Source organism: Secundilactobacillus similis DSM 23365 = JCM 2765, from assembly GCF_001311075.1.
GTDB classification, from domain to species: domain Bacteria; phylum Bacillota; class Bacilli; order Lactobacillales; family Lactobacillaceae; genus Secundilactobacillus; species Secundilactobacillus similis.
The window spans coordinates 1-17,632 of sequence record NZ_BBAD01000071.1 but is presented as its reverse complement, the minus strand read 5'-3'; the positions used below and the strand labels follow the sequence as shown (position 1 = coordinate 17,632).

Here is a 17,632-nt window from a genome sequence, read left to right as displayed (position 1 = left end):
CCAGTCCGGAGAGATCCGGCATGGGCGTTTTTTGCCCATTCCTAGCTCGTAGGCTGGCCACTGCGTTCCAGTCCCCGCATAGCGTCGGAGCCTCCCGCGGCATCCTTCCACTATCCAAAACCAGAATCACTGAATTTCACAAACTAAACATGCTTACGCTGGACACAAACGACAGCAAGCTAATTTCTTGATTAGCAACCAGTATGTGCTAGAACAAAGCCGGTGTGAAACGATTATCTGCCGGAATTGCGCAGTTAATAAGTGAACCGAGCCTTCCTCCAAACAGACAACCGGTCGTCACTCAAGCCCACACCATATAAGCGCCTGACACCTGAATGCCGGACGCTTTTTTGGTGGGCTAAGTCTAAGCCGGGATAGGTTAGGAATGCTGATGTATCAACGCTTAAGGCTGGTTAGTTGGTTACAAAAACCAATTGCTCAAATTTTAACAAAAAGTTCAATCAAATCTGTTGTAACCGGTTACAATCCGTGTTACTATATAACCGTGGAAGAGATAAGGGTTAACAAACCAGGACGTTTCCATTTGTAGAGTTACACCGATTATGAAGTTGATTTGATCCCGTTTTGTAGATCGAAGTGGCTGAATTGGTAACAAACGAGACAACTAGTTTGATCCCAATGTTTGAGTTTTGACAGTTCACAGAATTAATGAATTTCTAACGAACGCTAGCCACCTAAGGCTTGAGTAACACCACTAATTGAATAGCGACACATGCTTAGCGTTTCTGCATAAAACGTGCGAATATCTTAGATGTAGCGATATCACTTAGGGGTTATAAAGGGTTCGAATGTTACCGAGGTTGAGCTTATGCGATGATTGTTGAACAATCTTTGGAGTATAAGGAACCGGCGTAATGAGATTCAGATAAGTTCCGCAGTGTTTACCATCTGGCTTAACGGCAATTGAAATGACATTTAGATGAATGAAGATAATTGCGGCAGTTGGCTAGAAATAAGTATATGAGGCGATAGATAATTAATTTAATGTTTACGAAGCGGGTAAATTGGTTTTGTAACCACGTCTCTTCCAAAGCATCATAGGGCTCAAGGTTGAATGTGCCATATCATTTAGCTTTGAGTCTTTTTAGTCGGCTGAGTTTGGTCGACGATTGTAATCACCCATTTAAACTAATTTGATATATGCTATAATGGACTTCCTTGGCAGGGGCACTCCGAAGAAATATGGGCATTTCTTTGGATTTGTAAAAGGATTTACTGATTGGCGAAACAATTGGTGGATCCTTTTTTCCGTTATGGAAACCTTGTTAGAAGGCAACTAGCATCAGATTGTTTCACAAACTAGACTTGATTACGACAAGTTTAAAGCGGTTAACCGAAATTTTACCGAGCAAAGTTGGTTGTGACGGGCTAGGAAACAATGTAGAATTAGTGCGAGCTTTCCTCGTGAGTTTAGGGGCTCAAAAATGAGTGGGTAGGAGCAACATTGCATGGACAGTTTTTTTCAACACGTTGTGGTCGTTGACTTAGGGGCGCTTGGCATTGGCGAAGCACCCGAAGCGAATCGCTATGATTCGGTTGGGACGGATACGCTTAAGCATGCCGCGATGCAATTGACGAACTTTAACTTGCCAACACTGGCGCAGTGGGGACTTGGAAACCTTCGGGATGCGAATCCCGTTCCTGGGGTCCCAACTGTTGCTGAGCCGACCGGGTTTTATGGCCGCGTTCACGTCAGCACCGCTGATTGGACCGCGACGACCGGGTGGGCAGAACTTTGGCAGGGCGATGCAACAGCGGTATTTGACCGCCTGATGCACGCAGGTATAGCGGTTAACGTTGTGAGTGCCACCGCAATTGCGGGAATGGCGCAACCGATTCAGCAGATTGCTGATGACGAAGCGGCTTTGGCACAAGCAACCACCCACCAGCAAGGATTAACGGTGATTCGATTAGTCGACGGTCTTCGGTTAGCTGCAGCGCAGCAGTCGGAAGCCTACGCCAACTGGTTGATGACCATTGATGCGCGCTTAGGGACGCTTAGTCAACAATTGCCAGCGGACACGTTACTGATTGTAACGGCAACGCAGGCAATTGATCCGGAGACTGGTCGTTTGACGCGTGAGTACGTGCCATTATTTTCATTTTCACGCAAACGACCAACGGGCATCGCACTTGGCATTCGGCGTACTTTGGCCGACGTTGCCGCAACGGTTGAAAAAAACTTTCTCGGTGTACAGTCGCAAGCTGGCCACGCGTTTTTAAGCGAACTAGGCTTAACGACGGGTGATTGACTCGCCAAATACTAGAAAGAGGGTTTAGTTTAATGTCGATGTATCTGATCGTCAACATTATTGGGGTTTTGGTTTACTTAGGGATCGCGTTCTTATTCTCCAAGAAAAAGAAAGCAATCAACTGGAAGTCAACCGCAATTGTTTTAGTGCTTAACTTAGTTATTGCTTGGGTTCTGACCAGTTTCTCTTGGGGTCGTGAAGCGGTTCAAGCCGCAGCTGATGGCTTCAACTGGTTAGTCCAAGTGGCTTACCAAGGGATCGTATTTGCCTACCAAACTGGGTTACCCCAAACTTTGGTGGGACTGCGAAGTCAATGAACTTCGTGACGAGTTCCTTACTACCAATTCTGTTGGTTGTACCAATGTTTGATATTTTAACTTACATTGGCGTTTTGCATGGATCATCAAGTGGATCGGCCGTGGGTTGTCTAAGATCACTGGCCAACCAAAGTTCGAATCATTCTTCTCAGTTGAAATGATGTTCCTTGGGAACACGGAAGCCTTAGCCGTTTCACGTTTGCAGATCCAAACCATGCGTGCTGAACGGAACTTGACGTTGGCCATGATGTCAATGTCATGTATCACGGCGTCAATCATTGGGGCATATACCCAAATGGTTCCTGGGAACTACGTTTTGACCGCAATTCCATTGAACATTTTAAATGCCATTATTATTACTAACATTTTGAACCCAGTTACCATCGAACCAGAAGAAGACATTATCGCCAAAGTTGGTGGGTCTTCTGCTGCTGAACAAAGCGATGTTGAAGAAGATGGTTCTAAAGAACCATTCTTCTCATTCTTGGGTGATTCAATCTTAGGTGCCGGCCGGTTGATCTTGATCATCGCTGCCAACGTTATCGCCTTCGTGGCCTTAGCTGCCTTGATCGACCAACTCTTGGGCTTAATTAACCCATGGTTGTCACTTGAACACATCTTAGGGATCATCATGTTCCCATTTGCTTGGTTGATGGGGCTCGATGTCAGCCACGCCTTCCAATTTGCGCAATATATGGGTACCAAGTTGGTCACCAACGAATTCGTTGTTATGGGTAAGATTGCCCCAACAATTCACGATGTTGCCAAATACGGTGCGCACTACCAAGCAATCCTGACGGTCTTCTTAACGTCATTTGCTAACTTCAGTACGACCGGGATGATTATCGGGGCCTTCAAGGGCTTGGCCGATAAGAAGTCTAACGAGTTGATCTCAAAGAACGTTGGCTACATGCTGTTAAGTGGGATCTTAGTATCACTCATGTCTGCCGGGATCGTTGGTCTGTTTGTTTGGTAAACAGCCACACTGGCAAACGAATTAAATAAGGTAACAAGAATTAATGCCACGAACAGCCCAAATCGAGGATAGCTTCTTTCGGTTAGGGCTGTTTTTGTCTTCAAAGGCATAAACGGCCAAGAAGAGATTAAGTGGTGGGTGTCGAAACGGGAGAGTGTGGAGAGAGGCGGTTAGAGACTGGAGCCTAAGGTCTTCCGCCAGGATCCCCGGTTTTTGGGGATTGTGGTGGAAGGACCTTAGGTGCAAGTCTCTGCCTCTCGGAACACGTTTAGTCACGGTAGCCGAAAAGCGCAGTGGCAAGTAAGCTTCGAAGCAGTAAACAGCATAATCCCCGGTTTGGGCTTATGCTGGAAGTACCTTAGATGCAAGTCTCTGCCTCTCGGAACACGTTTAGGCGTGATGGCGCAGTTAACGACGCGGCCTTGAAGTAGGACTCATCAATATGTTGTACCACCAATCAACCTCCCCCGCTGAAACCCAGCTTCCCGGATGAGACCGGAAAGTTGCAATGCCCGATCAGTCTGTGTCGTAAGACAAAAGGATAGGGAAGTATTACATGGAACAACTGCATCAAAAGGAAACAACACCACTCCTGTCATTGAAACAGGTTTGGCAAGACAAGTCGCTGTTAAAGCGCGAAATGATCGCGGGGCTCACTAGCTTCTTTGCGATTTCATATATCATCATCGTGAACCCGGTGATCTTAAAGGACGCTGGGATTCCAACGGACCTGAGCGTATTTGCAACGATCTTTAGTTCGGTGGTGGGCTGCCTAATTATGGGCTTCTTCGCCAACGCGCCGATCGTGCTGACGCCGGGGATGGGGGTTAACGCCTTCTTCACCTACACGATTTGTTCAACGATGGGGCTGAGTTGGCAGACGGCGTTGGCGATTTCAATTGTCGCCAGCATCATTTACATGATCGTCGCCTTCACCCACTTAAGTAACGTGTTTGCCCGGGCGATTCCGGGATCGTTGAAAAATGGGATCACCGCTGGGATTGGGTTATTCTTAGTTGAAATCGGCTTGGAGAAAGCGGGTTTGATCGTCCGTGGTAAATCCGCGCTGATTGAACTCGGAAACCTAGCGTCACCGGCAACCTTACTGGCCCTGTTTGGCTTATTGCTAAGCGTGGGACTGTATCTACGTCACGTGACCGGCGGGTTCCTGATTGGTATCGTGGTGACGAGTGTCATTGGGGTGCTATTGGGCATTCGAGATTCACAGAGCGTTTCCGTGAGCTTGTCGCGGCTAGGTGATTATCATCAATTGCTGGCCCATGCGAGTTTTCAGGATATCCTCTCAGTGCCATTCATCCTCGCCGCGTTTTCGATGACGATGATTCTGGTCTTTGAATCGATGGGACTACTGCAGGGTGTGCTACCGGATCGACGGCAGTTCAAAGGCGCCTTTAAGGCCAGTGCGGTTACCGCGCTGTTCTCAGGGTTCCTTGGGACCAGCCCAACCGTGGCCGCTGCTGAAAGCGCGTCGGGTATCGAATCCGGCGGACGGACCGGCGTCACCGCCATTACGGCAGGGGTGCTGTTCAGTCTATCACTGTTCTTCGTACCGCTATTGGCCTACGTGCCACAAGCGGCCATCGCACCGGTCATTATCATCACCGGCGCATCATGATGGAAAGCATCGGCAACATCGATATGACCGATTTTGCCGCGTGGTTCCCAGCATTTTTAATCATTGTGTTGATCCCGCTCACCAACAGTATCTCCACGGGATTAGCTTTCGGGTTCGTTTGTTACCCCGTTTTACGGCTGGTCGCAGGCGAAAGCGAACGTGTCAGCCCAGCCATGTACCTGCTGGGTGGTTTGTTCTTAATTGACTTGGTATTGAGTACGATTATTTAAAATACCTTGTTGAGAAATTTCCAATCTAAATGCAATTGGCAACAATTAACTAACGGAGGGATTTTCAATGACAATTAAAGTAATTATGGACACTGACCCAGGTATCGACGACGCAGCCGCTATTACCATGGCCATCAACGATCCTGAGATTGACTTACAACTGATTACGACGGTGGCGGGGAACGTGACTGTCGACAAAACCACGATCAACGCACTGAAGCTGGTTCGGTTCTTTAACGCCGACATTCCAGTTGCCAGTGGGGCGAAGTTACCACTGATCAAGCATTTTGAAGATGCAGCTCGGATCCATGGTGAATCCGGGATGCCGGGTTATGACTTCCCAACTGACTTGCCAAAACCAATCAACAAGTCAGCGGTTGAAGCACTGCGCGATGCGATTTTAGCGAGTGACGAAAAGATCACCTTGGTGCCAACTGGTTCTTACACCAACATCGCACTGCTGTTCTCTGAATATCCAGAAGTAAAGGACAACATTGAACGCATCGTTGCTATGGGTGGCTCACTGGGCATGGGGAACATGACTTCCGCAGCCGAATTTAACGTCTTCACCGACCCACACGCCGCTCAAATCGTTTACAACGCAGGGGTGCCAATCGTGATGGTTGGCCTGGATATTACCATGAAGCCTTATTGACCCATGATAGTATCGAAAAGCTGCCAACGTTGAACGAAACTGGTAAGATGCTCCATGACATCATCATTAACGATGGTGACAACTCGGATGCCGGCATCGCGATGCACGATGTGAACACGATCTTCTACCTGTTGCACCCAGAAGCCATTACCACCAAGGCAATGTGGATCGACGTTCAAACCGATGGCCCAGCCATTGGCGAAACAGTCGGCGATATCCGTGGTGCTTACCACGACGGCAAGACCAACGCCGATGTCTGTGTCGATATTGATTCAGCAGCCTTCAACAAGTGGTTCTTGGAAGAAGTTACTGCGATCAAGTAAACATTAACGTTAACGCTTAAATAGTTAGTTAAACGATATGAATTAATGAACCACTCAGTTGTAAGGGGCTGAGTGGTTTTTTGTAGTGCGCAGCGCCATTCGGCGTGGTGGCCAGAAAGTGCTGTGCTGATAAATTTCTATTGCTTCAGGAACCCTGAAAAGACCAGCTTCAGTGACGCCGAATTTTGTCGTCTGGGTGCGTTGTTTTGTTGAATGGCTTACGTTTGTGTCTAGCGTAAGTGTTGGGTGCAATTTGGGTGAAGGCTGTTTGTCATCGCTTCGCTCGCCAAAGCCGCATAAAAATCAGCGCTCTCAGACTACAAATTCGGCGTCACTTAAACTGTCATTTCTAGGGTTCCTGAAGTTTTGGGAACTTGTCAACCACGCGCTTTCTGTCCACCACGCCGAATGGTGCTGCGCGAGACTGAGAGCTGCATGTAGGGGCACTTCGATAAAACCGCCAGGCCCGGGCGCTTTCACCGAAGTGCCCCTACACACCGCTCTCAACCCGTCTCGCTCCGCACACTGTCGCTGGACACAAACGAAAGGGTTATGCTATTGCGTCTAACTTCAATTTAAGGTAAAGTAGAAAAGAACGTGGAACACGTGTTTCACAGAGAAATTATAGGAGAAAACTTCATGAACGAGACACAATTTCAAGCTGCTTTGGCCGCTCAGGGAATCACGTTGACGCAGGCGCAGATGGATCAGTTTGACCAGTACTATGACTTGCTGGTTGAAACGAATAAGCATCTGAACCTGACGACGATCACTGAGCGTGGCGAGGTTTATTTAAAACACTTCTACGATTCACTTACGCCAGCGTTTTACGTGCCACAGTTGACTAGTGAACCGCTTCGTTTGTGTGATGTTGGGGCCGGCGCTGGCTTTCCTTCCATTCCATTGAAGATTGCCTTTCCGCAGTTGGAGATCACCATTGTGGATTCACTCAACAAACGAATCACATTCTTACAGACGTTGATCGATACGCTGGGCTTAACTGGGGTATCTGTTTACCATGCGCGGGCTGAAGAGTTCGGTGGCAAGCGCTCTGAACATCGGGAAAGCTATGATTTAGTGACAGCCCGGGCCGTTGCGCGGATGAGCGTGTTGAGCGAACTGTGCTTACCTTTGGTTAAAGTGGGTGGGCAATTCGTGGCCATGAAGGCGGCGCAAACTGAAACGGAATTGGGCAACGCAGAAAAGGCGTTAACGTTACTTGGCGGTAAGCTGGTATCGGATCAAGCCTTTACGTTACCCGAATCCGGTGATGGCCGGCACATCGTGGTGATCGATAAACTCAAGCCAACCCCTAAGCGTTATCCACGAAAAGCTGGTACGCCAAACAAAGAACCCCTCGGTGGAGAATAAGCGATGGCGTTTCAAGTGGACGCTAAGTTGTGAAAGGAGGACGTGATGGTGTTCTCATTATTTGGTAATAAAGATAAAGCCAATAAAGATCATGGCGAATCAATCAAGCAAAACGTGGTCATGGTACCCGTTGCGGCCATTGTGCCGAACCGTTTTCAACCCCGTCAAGTCTTTAGCGAACGGGGCATTGAAGAACTGGCGCAAACAATTGCGGAGCACGGCCTGTTACAACCCATCGTTTTGCGGGAGTATGAACCTAAAAAGTATGAAATCATTGCGGGCGAACGGCGCTTTCGGGCGGTTAAATCCCTGAAATGGCGGGAAGTTTCAGCAATCATTCAAGAAATGTCGGATGATGAAACGGCCTCGCTAGCATTGATTGAAAACTTGCAGCGTGAGGAACTATCCCCCGTTGAAGAAGCGCAGGCTTACCAAGCACTCATGAAGCTCAATCAGTTAACGCAGTCGAAATTGGCCAAAGAAGTTGGCAAGAGCCAATCGTTCATTGCCAACAAATTGCGATTATTGAAGTTGAGTGAACCAGTGCAAACCGCAATGTTAAACCGCGAGATCAGTGAACGTCACGGTCGGGCGCTGTTAGCAGTAACGCCATTGCAACAGGCGAAGCTCTTAGCCCGAATCAAGGCGGATCATTTAACGGTTAAAGATACGGAACGCCTGATTCAACGCTTGAAAGCAAAGACTGATAAGAAGTCGCCTCAATCAACGGTGCGGTCCGTTTCAGCGGATACTCGAGTGGCCGTTAACACGATCAAAGAATCGGTTAAACTCGTTAATGAAGCTGGGTTAGATATTAAGACCCAAGAAGAGGACGGTGCGGATAGTTACCGCATCATCATTGATATCATCAAAAAAGCATAGGGGAGTGAGAACCAATGGCAGATATTATCGCACTTGCAAACCAGAAGGGCGGCGTGGGCAAAACCACCACTGCTGTCAATCTGGGTGCCGGGCTAGCCAATCTTGGTAGTCGGGTATTACTCGTTGATATTGACGCACAGGGTAACGCCACCAGTGGCGTGGGAATCGCCAAATCCGTCATCAACAAGGATATTTACGACGTTTTAGTCAACGAAGACCCAATTGCTGATGTGATTTTACATACTGAACATCAGGGCTAGACATTGCGCCGGCAACGATTCAGTTGTCTGGTGCAGAAATCGAGTTAACGGCGCAAATTGCCCGAGAAACTCGGTTAATGGGCGCGTTAAAAGCGGTTGAAGATCAATACGACTTCATTTTGATCGATTGCCCACCTTCGTTAGGGTTACTCACGATCAACGCCTTTACCGCCAGCAATTCGATTCTAATTCCGGTGCAAAGTGAATACTATGCGTTGGAAGGGCTGAGCCAACTGCTCAATACCATTCAGTTGGTTCGCAAGCATTTCAACCCCGATTTGAAGATTGAAGGGGTGCTCTTAACGATGTACGATGCCCGGACTAACTTAGGGCGTCAGGTTAACGAAGAAGTTCAGAAGTATTTTAAAGATAAGGTCTATCAAACCATCATCCCTCGAAACGTTCGTTTATCCGAAGCGCCGAGTCACGGGATGCCAATTATGGACTACGATGCAAAATCAACTGGTGCGATCGTCTACACGGAACTTGCAAAGGAAGTGGCAGCTGCTCATGGCAAACAAGAACAATAAAGGATTAGGGCGCGGCATCGAAGCGTTGTTTGCGGATAACAGCGTGGACCCAGAAGCGGAAACGGTGGTTGATCTTAAGCTTGATCAAATTAGCCCTAACCCGTACCAACCCCGCCAAAAATTCGATGAAGATGCGTTGCAAGATCTTGCGCGGTCAATTAAAAAATCTGGCGTATTCCAACCAATCATCGTCCGTCAACCCGATCCCGAAGTCTCGCGTTACGAAATTTTAGCGGGTGAACGGCGGTACCGGGCGTCCAAATTAGTGGACAATGATTCAATTCCTGCTATCATTCGGGAGGTAACCGAATCCCAAATGATGGAAATTGCCGTGATGGAAAACTTACAACGTGAAGATTTGACCCCGTTGGAAGAAGCTGAAGCCTACGAGATGCTGATGAGCAACTTGAAGCTAACGCAAGCGGAAGTCTCCTCACGCTTAGGTAAGAGTCGGCCATACATCGCCAACTACTTGCGGCTGTTAGGTCTGCCAAAGCAAGTGAAGGATCTGTTACAAAAGAAACGCCTGTCCATGGGGCAAGCGCGGACGTTGTTGTCACTAAAAGACCGGAGTCAGATGGTAAGTTTGGCTAACCGGGCAGCGGATGGCAAAATGACGGTTCGGGCGCTGGAAAGCGTCGTGAACAAGATGAACGGCCAAGCTGCAGAGCAACCTAAGAAACGGCCAAAGCAAAAGTCACCCTACCTTCGGGCTGGCGAAAACGTCTTACAGGAGAAGTTTGGGACGCAGGTTTCGATTAGTGAATCCAAAGAAGCTGGTCAGGGGAAAATCGAAATCGAGTATTTGTCGGATGATGATTTGAGCCGAATTTTGGAAATCTTGGATGTGCATTTAGACTAAAACGAGGTGTTCGTATGTACGATCTTGGCGATATTGTTGAAATGAAGAAGCAACATCCGTGCGGCGTTAACCGTTGGGAAATCGTACGGATGGGTGCCGATATTAAGATCAAATGCACTGGCTGTGGTCACATTGTGATGCTCAGCCGGCGTGAATTTGAAAAGAAGCTCAAAAAGGTCCTTGAGAAAAAGACCCAAACAGATTAAACCAAAACGAAAGAGAGATAAACGATGTCATTAACAGCAGGAATCGTCGGCTTACCAAACGTCGGTAAGTCAACTTTATTTAACGCAATCACGAAAGCGGGCGCCGAAATGGCGAACTACCCATTTGCAACGATCGACCAAACGTCGGCATGGTGGAAGTCCCAGATGATCGCTTGGCCCGGATTCAAGAATTAATTCCAGCCAAGAAAGTGGTTCCAACGACCTTTGAATTTACCGACATTGCCGGGATCGTTAAGGGTGCCAGCAAGGGTGAAGGTTTAGGAAACAAGTTCTTGGAAAACATTCGCCAAGTGGACGCCATTGTGCACGTTGTTCGGGCGTTTGATGACGACAACATTACCCACGTTTCTGGTAAGATCGACCCAATCGACGATATCGAAACCATTAACTTGGAATTGGGCATGGCCGACTTGGAAGCCGTTGACAAGCGTTTGGCGAAAGTGCAACGCGCTGCCAAGGGGAGTGACAAGGAAGCTAAGGCCGAATTAGCCGTTCTCGAAAAGATCAAGCCAGTCCTTGAAGCCGGCCAAGGTGTCCGGACGATGACGTTTGACGAAGACGAACAGCCAATCGTCAAGGGCCTGTTCTTGCTGACCAGCAAGCCAGTGCTCTACGTGGCTAACATTGCTGAAGATGACATGGCAGACCCAGAAGCGTCTAAATACTTCAAGTTAATTGAAGATTACGCCGCTAAGGAAGGCGCCGAAGCGATTGCTGTGGCTGCCGAAGCCGAAGAAGAAATTGCCCAATTGGACGATGACGAAAAGGCGGACTTCTTGGAAGCAGAAGGCGTCGAAGAACCAGGTTTGAACCGTCTGATTCGTGCCTCATACAAGCTGTTAGGCCTCCAAACCTTCTTCACGGCTGGTGGTAAGGAAACAAGAGCATGGACCTTCCGTGAAGGCACCAAGGCCCCACAAGCAGCCGGTATCATTCACTCAGACTTCGAACGTGGTTTCATTCGCGCCGAAGTCATGGCCTTTGACGACTTAGACAAGTACGAAACGGAAACGGCAGTCAAGGAAGCAGGCCGTTTGCGGGTTGAAGGTAAGGATTATGTCATGAATGATGGGGATATTGTGGAGTTTAGGTTTAATGTTTAGAGTGTGAAAAAAAGCGGTTAGGAGGTGGAGTATAAGGCGGCCCGGATGAAAAGCCCGGGTTTGGCTTTTTATCCGGGCCGCCTTATATGCAACCTCCTGCTTTTTTCACACGTTTCGGCGCGGTGGCCAGAAAATGGTTTGGTTGGTAGGCTTCACTAAAGAAGCTGATAAGCTGACCATTCAAGCACCAACAGAGCCGAAACAAACGTAGCAGGAGAGAGCGTCGCCAGTACCTCTCAAAAGAGACAACGACATAACAGGGATGGTTGCTGTACCACCAACACTTGGTGACCCCACAGCAACCACCTTAGTTCCTACTACTACGCACAATTAACAACCACCAACACCAAAACAGCACCACCTGAAGGACCCACACCCGCCAACCAGGCGCCAACCTTCAGCACAGTAACTAATCAGGGGAGGATCACAACTTGAGCGACAACGAAAAACGCAACGCGAATGCCCAGCAACGTAACCGTAACGCGGGCGCACGCCAGGGACACAACACCACCGCTAAAAACGAGCGGGCGGCATTTGATAACATCGGTTTAACGAAACGGAACTCGGACTACATGTTCCGGTTCAACCAGGCTTTGCAGGGGACTAAGTTGCCTGTTGACAAGAAGTCTGAAATTATCACTGAAACGATTGAAGCACTGAAGGAAGGTCAAAAGACCGGTAAAACGGCGAAGAACCTCTACGGTGGGGACGTTAACGTCCGGGTCAAGGAACTCGTTGAAGGGCCAAAGCGGCCTGAAGGGGCGGATGATCCATATTGGCCAAGTGCGTTGTACAATGGCTTAACCTTCTTCGCCATCTTTAGTATCATGTTTGGGATTATGTATCTATTATCACCAAGCACGCAAAAGACCAGTCAACCAGTTGGAATCATTTCAATTATCTTCTCAGCTGTTATTGCCGGGTTAGCGTTGCCGCTGGTACCACGGTTGTTTGATCCAAAGCGGGATCACAAGTACTCACTTTGGGCACGAATCCCAATGGTGATCGTCTTCGTTATCGCTTGGTTACTGTTGTTCTACGCAATGGCTTACCTGCCATTCTACTTGAACCCAGTTCTGACCGCATGGCCACAACTGATCCTCGGGGCCTTAGCCGGGTTAGGTTCATTCTACGTTCGTCGCAGATGGGACTTGCAACAGGGCTTCTTCAGCTCTGGCAGCTCGCGCCGACGTCGGTAATTAGAATTGTAAATACTGAAAGCGGGGTATCGTCTATGGACGGTATCCTGCTTTTTTTTGCTGTCGTTTGTGTCCAGCGTAAGCATTCTTCTGTTTAGTTTGTGAAGTTTGATTTGCGTGAACTGTCGATTCCGGTCAGCGGCTAGGTTCCTGCTGTGGGGCCGGCCTGAGCCGAAGAGCGGTCTCAGTCCTCGAATTCAAGCCTCGCCAAAACCTGTGCGAGTCTTGAATTCGTCCCCGATAATTGGCGGTTGTTGGAAGTTCGTCAACAACCACCAATTATCGCGACACAGCTTCCACCTAGTCGCTGACCGAAATCTCATATTGCACAATTCGGCACTATCGCAGAACATCTCAAAACGCGTTGAACGGCAATATTATCTCATCGAATCAGCATCAACTGGTGAAGTTCAGCATCACGCAACGTTGGTTCATTGCGGTTACTGGACATTGACGACAATCGTTTCTGCAGTTGTCGAATTATTGTCCAACGTTGCTATCACGCAATTTCGTCAGCTTCAGAATGTGACAGTCAGCAGTTCTGTTTGCCGACAGCGCACCATGTAGCGGGAGGCGGAGGCGCGCGGAGCTCAGCAGTGTCGGTATGACTTAGGCAGTCGTGCCCCGCGGGTTTCGGGGTGCGAGTGCCTTATGTCATACGCGAGACGGAGGAGATCCGGCATGGAAGTGGTCTTCTTCCATTCCTAGCTCCGGAGCGAGCCACTGCGTTCCAGCTCCGCATAGCGCCGGAGCCTCCCGCGGCATCCTTCCACCATAGAAGACCAGAATCACTGAATTTCACAAACTAAACATGCTTACGCTGGACACAAGCGTAAATGAAAAAGCATCGAAACCAAACGGCTTCGATGCTTCAGAAAAGTTAAAGTTAAATTTAGTTTTTGTCCATTGCGTGGCCACCGAATTCGTTCCGGAGGGCAGAAACAACTTTACCGTTAAAGGTATCGTCTTGTAATGAACGGAAACGCGTCATAACAGCGTCAGCGATAACTGGGGTTGGAACACCATGAGCCATGGCGTCTTCAACAGTCCATTGGCCTTCACCGTTAGAGTGCATACGACCCTTGATGGCATCCAAGTGAGCGTCTTTGCTGAAGGCGTCTTGGATCAATTCCATCAGCCAGCTACGGATAACTGAACCGTGGTTCCAAACCTTAGCAACGGCTTCGTAGTCATAGTCAAAGTCAGAAGCATCAAGTACTTCAAAACCTTCACCCATGCAGCCATCATCCCGTATTCGATACCGTTGTGGACCATCTTCAAGTAGTGACCTGAACCGGCCTTACCAGTGTAAAGGTAACCGTCTGGTAATGAGATACCATCAAATAATGGACGGATCGTTTCGAATGAAGCGGCGTCATCGCCACCGATCATGAAGTTACCACCGTTCAAGGCACCACGCCAACCGCCTGAAGAACCGCAGTCAAAGTAGTGGATACCCTTTTCGCCTAAGAGACGGTTGTGACGAAGGGAGTCTTTCCAGAAAGTGTTCCCACCGTCGATCAAGATATCGTTTTCGTTAAGCAATTCTGCTAATTGATCGATAGTAGCATCAGTTGGCTTGCCGGCTGGAACCATTACCCAAACGATCTTTGGTGATGGTAATTGGCTAACCATGTCTTCAAGGCTAGTAGCTTTAGCAGCACCGTAAGTAGCTGCTTCGTCAACTAACTTCGTATCCAAATCGAAGCCAACGACTTCATTGTTGTTACGAATCATGTTTTGGGCTAAGTTAATACCCATTTTTCCTAATCCGATTAAACCTAATTTCATTAGAAAAACTCCTCGTTTCGTTTTTGTCTGTCGGTTATCAACGAACTTATTATATTCGATATTGCTGGGATTCGCAAGCCCAAATGTAAATTATTTACATATCCATTTACATTTGTGTAAATGACTTTGTGAATGAAACCGGTACCAAAGCCTAACCTATCAAGAACCACGTGATTAGAAGTGTGCTAGACCAAATACCAAAACAAAAAAATTTAAGTTGCCAAGTCAACGCTAATAATTCTCGCGTCATGGCATGGAAGAGGGACGTGATGGTTGTGGGTGCCCCGATGACCGTTACTTGTAAGTCTGTACGGTAGGCCCAGTAACGGCTGCGGAGGAGGTGGTAGTCACTTGTGGCAACGACCACGGTGGGGGTGTGTGGCCCTCGCCAGGCAGTTTTGATCAGTTGGGCGCTGCGACTGAAGTTTTCCTGCGTCGAGGTTGACTGATCTTCTAATAGCAACTGTTCTTGTGGCATGTGATGCGCCAAGGCAACGGCTGCCATTGCGGTCGCTTCTGATGTAGGTTCACCGGTTCCCTGACCACCGCTGAGAATTAATTTTGGTGGAAATGGTTGTTGGTGATAGTAGTCAAAGGCGGTATTTAAACGGCGTGTCAGCACTGGCGAGGGTCCAGTTGGTGTGACCTGTGCGCCTAAGACAACCAGGTAGTCCGCTCGTGATGGTATCGGCTGACGCAGTACGAGCCAACGGGTAATCAATGCGTAGCTGGCGATACCTAATAGAAAGAGACCGCTTGTTAGCGCGACTAGCCAAGCGATGAATTGATGGGGAAATAGTAAGAGTGGTGCAGCGAAGAAGGCATCTAACCCTAGTAGTAATAAGGTAAGTGGTTGCCAAAAGACTTGTTGGGGTGATTGCCGCACTAATGGTCGGCACCCGTAAGCAGTGAGTACATTTAAAATAACGCAAATAAGAAGTGGCATCTGAACGCCTCGAAGTTGTTTTCTTCTATTATACCTTGTATTGACTTTTGCCGGATTCATTTGTATCATTAAGCACAGCAAGGAAGTATTTTAGTAGAAGTAGAGGCAACGATGAAGAAATCTGGCGGAAGCTGCGAGCCAGACGTCCTTGATTCGAATTACGGTGTGGAGCGTTTCGAACTTTTCGACGGGTCATTCCGATATCAATGTCGAGCGATTCGCTGAATAGTAGCGGATAACTTGGGTGGTAACGCGGAATTTATTTCGTCCCGATTAGGTCTAACCTAGTCGGGACTTTTTTACTATATAAGGAGGTTACATCGTGACAATTTTAGATGAACTTAAATGGCGGGGCGCCATTAATCAACAAACTGACGAAGCAGGACTGACTGAACTCGTCAAGGAAAAGGCTGTTGGCTTGTATGTCGGTATCGACCCAACCGGTGATTCAATGCATATTGGTCACTTAATTCCCTTTATGATCTTGAAACGGTTCCAGTTAGCTGGTCACCGCCCATACATCATTATTGGTGGTGGGACTGGTTCGATTGGTGATCCAAGTGGTAAGAAGTCAGAACGGGTACTGCAATCAATGGAACAAGTTCACCATAACGAAGCCGCTATTACAGCTCAAATGGAACGCTTATTTGGCCAAGATGGTAGTTTTAAGATCGTGAACAACTATGACTGGTTGTCAAAAATCTCCCTATTAGACTTCTTACGTGATTACGGGAAGCTCTTTAACGTGAACAACATGTTAGCCAAGGAAGTCGTTGCCTCACGTTTGGAAGTCGGCATTTCCTTCACTGAATTTACGTACCAAATCTTGCAATCCGTTGACTTCTTGCACCTGTTCCAAAAAGAAGACGTTCAATTACAAGTTGGTGGTGCTGACCAATGGGGCAATATCACAGCTGGTATCGATTTGATCCACAAAATCGAAGGTAACGAGGCGAAGGCTTACGGTTTGACCATTCCATTGATGCTGAAGGCGGATGGCACGAAGTTTGGGAAGACCGCTGGTGGTGCAGTTTGGCTAGATGCTGAAAAGACGACGCCATACGAGTTCTACCAATTTTGGTTGAACCAAGATGACCGCGATGTTGTCAAATACCTGAAGTACTTTACCTTCTTAACGGAAGATGAGATCAACGACTTAGCGAAGCAAGTTGAAACGCACCCAGAAAAGCGGGAAGCCCAACGTCGCTTAGCTCAAGAAGTCACAGCGTTCGTTCATGGTGACGAAGCCGTTACCGAAGCCGAAAATATTTCTAAGGCCCTGTTCTCAGGTGACGTTGCAGAATTATCCGTTAGCGAAATCGAACAAGGCTTTAAGAACATGCCTTCAGTGGATATTACAGCGGAGAAGCGTAATATCGTCGAATGGTTGGTTGACGTAACGTCAATCGAACCATCACGTCGTCAGGCGCGTGAAGACGTCAACAACGGTGCCATCCGAATCAACGGTGAAAAGGTGACGGATGTTGAAGCCGAAATCGATCCAAGCAACCACTTTGATGGTAAATTCGTGATCGTTCGTCGTGGGAAGAAGCGTTACTTCTTGGCACGGGTGAAGTAATCACTACTATATAGAAGTACGAAGCAGTCTTTGCAACCTCATGGAGGTGGCAAGGCTGCTTTTTTGATTGCATGAAAGTGGTGAGTGTAAAGATGAATGGCTGGTAAATGCTGGTGAAAAGTTAGCGATTATCTCAAGCTAAAAACGAATCACGAAAAAAATGTGAAAAAGTGTTGACCTTAGTCGTTAATCTTGGTATAGTTATTTCTGTTGTCGCGAGCAGCAAAGGCGATGTGGACCAATTAAGAATTTAAATATTCAGAGGTTGACATCAATTGCTTAAGATGATATATTAGTAAAGTTGCTTCAGCCGATAACGAGCTTGCTTGAAATATTGATTTCAAAAAGTTCTGGTTGACAACTTAAACGAAATTAGATACAATTTAAGAGCTGATTCAAAAAGAATTAGCTTGGTAGACCTTTGAAAACTGAACAAAGTTTTGTTTCACAAATGTGCAGGGCATATCACTTC

General features: G+C 47.8%; 8 protein-coding genes and 6 pseudogenes. 12 read left to right on the top strand and 2 right to left on the bottom strand.

Annotated features, from left to right (window positions below; translation table 11 throughout):
* The first annotated feature begins 1,469 nt into the window (after positions 1–1,469).
* The 11 genes and pseudogenes from JCM2765_RS13045 (at position 1,470) to JCM2765_RS12995 (ending at position 12,844) form a co-directional block, all read left to right on the top strand.
* Positions 1,470–2,273 carry an alkaline phosphatase family protein gene (locus tag JCM2765_RS13045; RefSeq protein WP_054737111.1) on the top strand — a complete coding sequence of 268 codons (804 nt, stop codon included), beginning with the start codon at positions 1,470–1,472 and terminating at the stop codon, positions 2,271–2,273.
* A gap of 38 nt (positions 2,274–2,311) precedes the next feature.
* Positions 2,312–3,566, top strand: a pseudogene (locus JCM2765_RS13040) (NupC/NupG family nucleoside CNT transporter).
* Positions 3,567–4,206: 640 nt separating this feature from the next.
* Positions 4,207–5,432 (top strand): annotated as a pseudogene (locus JCM2765_RS13035) (NCS2 family permease).
* Positions 5,433–5,499: 67 nt separating this feature from the next.
* Positions 5,500–6,410, top strand: a pseudogene (rihC, locus tag JCM2765_RS13030) (ribonucleoside hydrolase RihC).
* Between the two features lie 639 nt (positions 6,411–7,049).
* Positions 7,050–7,781, top strand: a complete 732-nt coding sequence (rsmG, locus tag JCM2765_RS13025) for a 16S rRNA (guanine(527)-N(7))-methyltransferase RsmG (RefSeq protein WP_054737110.1) — start codon at positions 7,050–7,052, stop codon at positions 7,779–7,781.
* Between the two features lie 45 nt (positions 7,782–7,826).
* Positions 7,827–8,663: a nucleoid occlusion protein gene (gene noc, locus JCM2765_RS13020; RefSeq protein ID WP_054737109.1), complete on the top strand. Its 837-nt coding sequence runs from the start codon at positions 7,827–7,829 to the stop codon at positions 8,661–8,663.
* 14 nt (positions 8,664–8,677) lie between these two features.
* Positions 8,678–9,453, top strand: a pseudogene (locus tag JCM2765_RS13015) (ParA family protein).
* Positions 9,434–10,315 carry a ParB/RepB/Spo0J family partition protein gene (locus JCM2765_RS13010; RefSeq protein WP_054737108.1) on the top strand — a complete coding sequence of 294 codons (882 nt, stop codon included), beginning with the start codon at positions 9,434–9,436 and terminating at the stop codon, positions 10,313–10,315. Before JCM2765_RS13015 ends, JCM2765_RS13010 begins: the two are co-directional and overlap by 20 nt.
* Before the next feature lie 14 nt (positions 10,316–10,329).
* Positions 10,330–10,521: a DUF951 domain-containing protein gene (locus JCM2765_RS13005; RefSeq protein WP_054737107.1), complete on the top strand. Its 192-nt coding sequence runs from the start codon at positions 10,330–10,332 to the stop codon at positions 10,519–10,521.
* A gap of 24 nt (positions 10,522–10,545) precedes the next feature.
* Positions 10,546–11,645: pseudogene (ychF, locus tag JCM2765_RS13000) on the top strand (redox-regulated ATPase YchF).
* Positions 11,646–12,076: 431 nt separating this feature from the next.
* Positions 12,077–12,844, top strand: coding sequence for a DUF1129 family protein (locus tag JCM2765_RS12995; protein ID WP_054737106.1), 768 nt, complete (start codon positions 12,077–12,079; stop codon positions 12,842–12,844).
* A gap of 892 nt (positions 12,845–13,736) precedes the next feature.
* Here the strand turns inward: JCM2765_RS12995 and gnd are convergent.
* Positions 13,737–14,635, bottom strand: a pseudogene (gene gnd / locus JCM2765_RS12990) (phosphogluconate dehydrogenase (NAD(+)-dependent, decarboxylating)).
* A 151-nt stretch (positions 14,636–14,786) separates the two neighbouring features.
* Complete coding sequence (locus JCM2765_RS12985; protein ID WP_162231419.1) at positions 14,787–15,521, bottom strand: YdcF family protein; 735 nt, start codon at positions 15,519–15,521, stop codon at positions 14,787–14,789.
* Positions 15,522–15,903: 382 nt separating this feature from the next.
* Between JCM2765_RS12985 and tyrS the strand changes: the two genes are divergently transcribed.
* Positions 15,904–17,160: a tyrosine--tRNA ligase gene (tyrS, locus tag JCM2765_RS12980; RefSeq protein ID WP_054737104.1), complete on the top strand. Its 1,257-nt coding sequence runs from the start codon at positions 15,904–15,906 to the stop codon at positions 17,158–17,160.
* Positions 17,161–17,632: the final 472 nt, after the last annotated feature.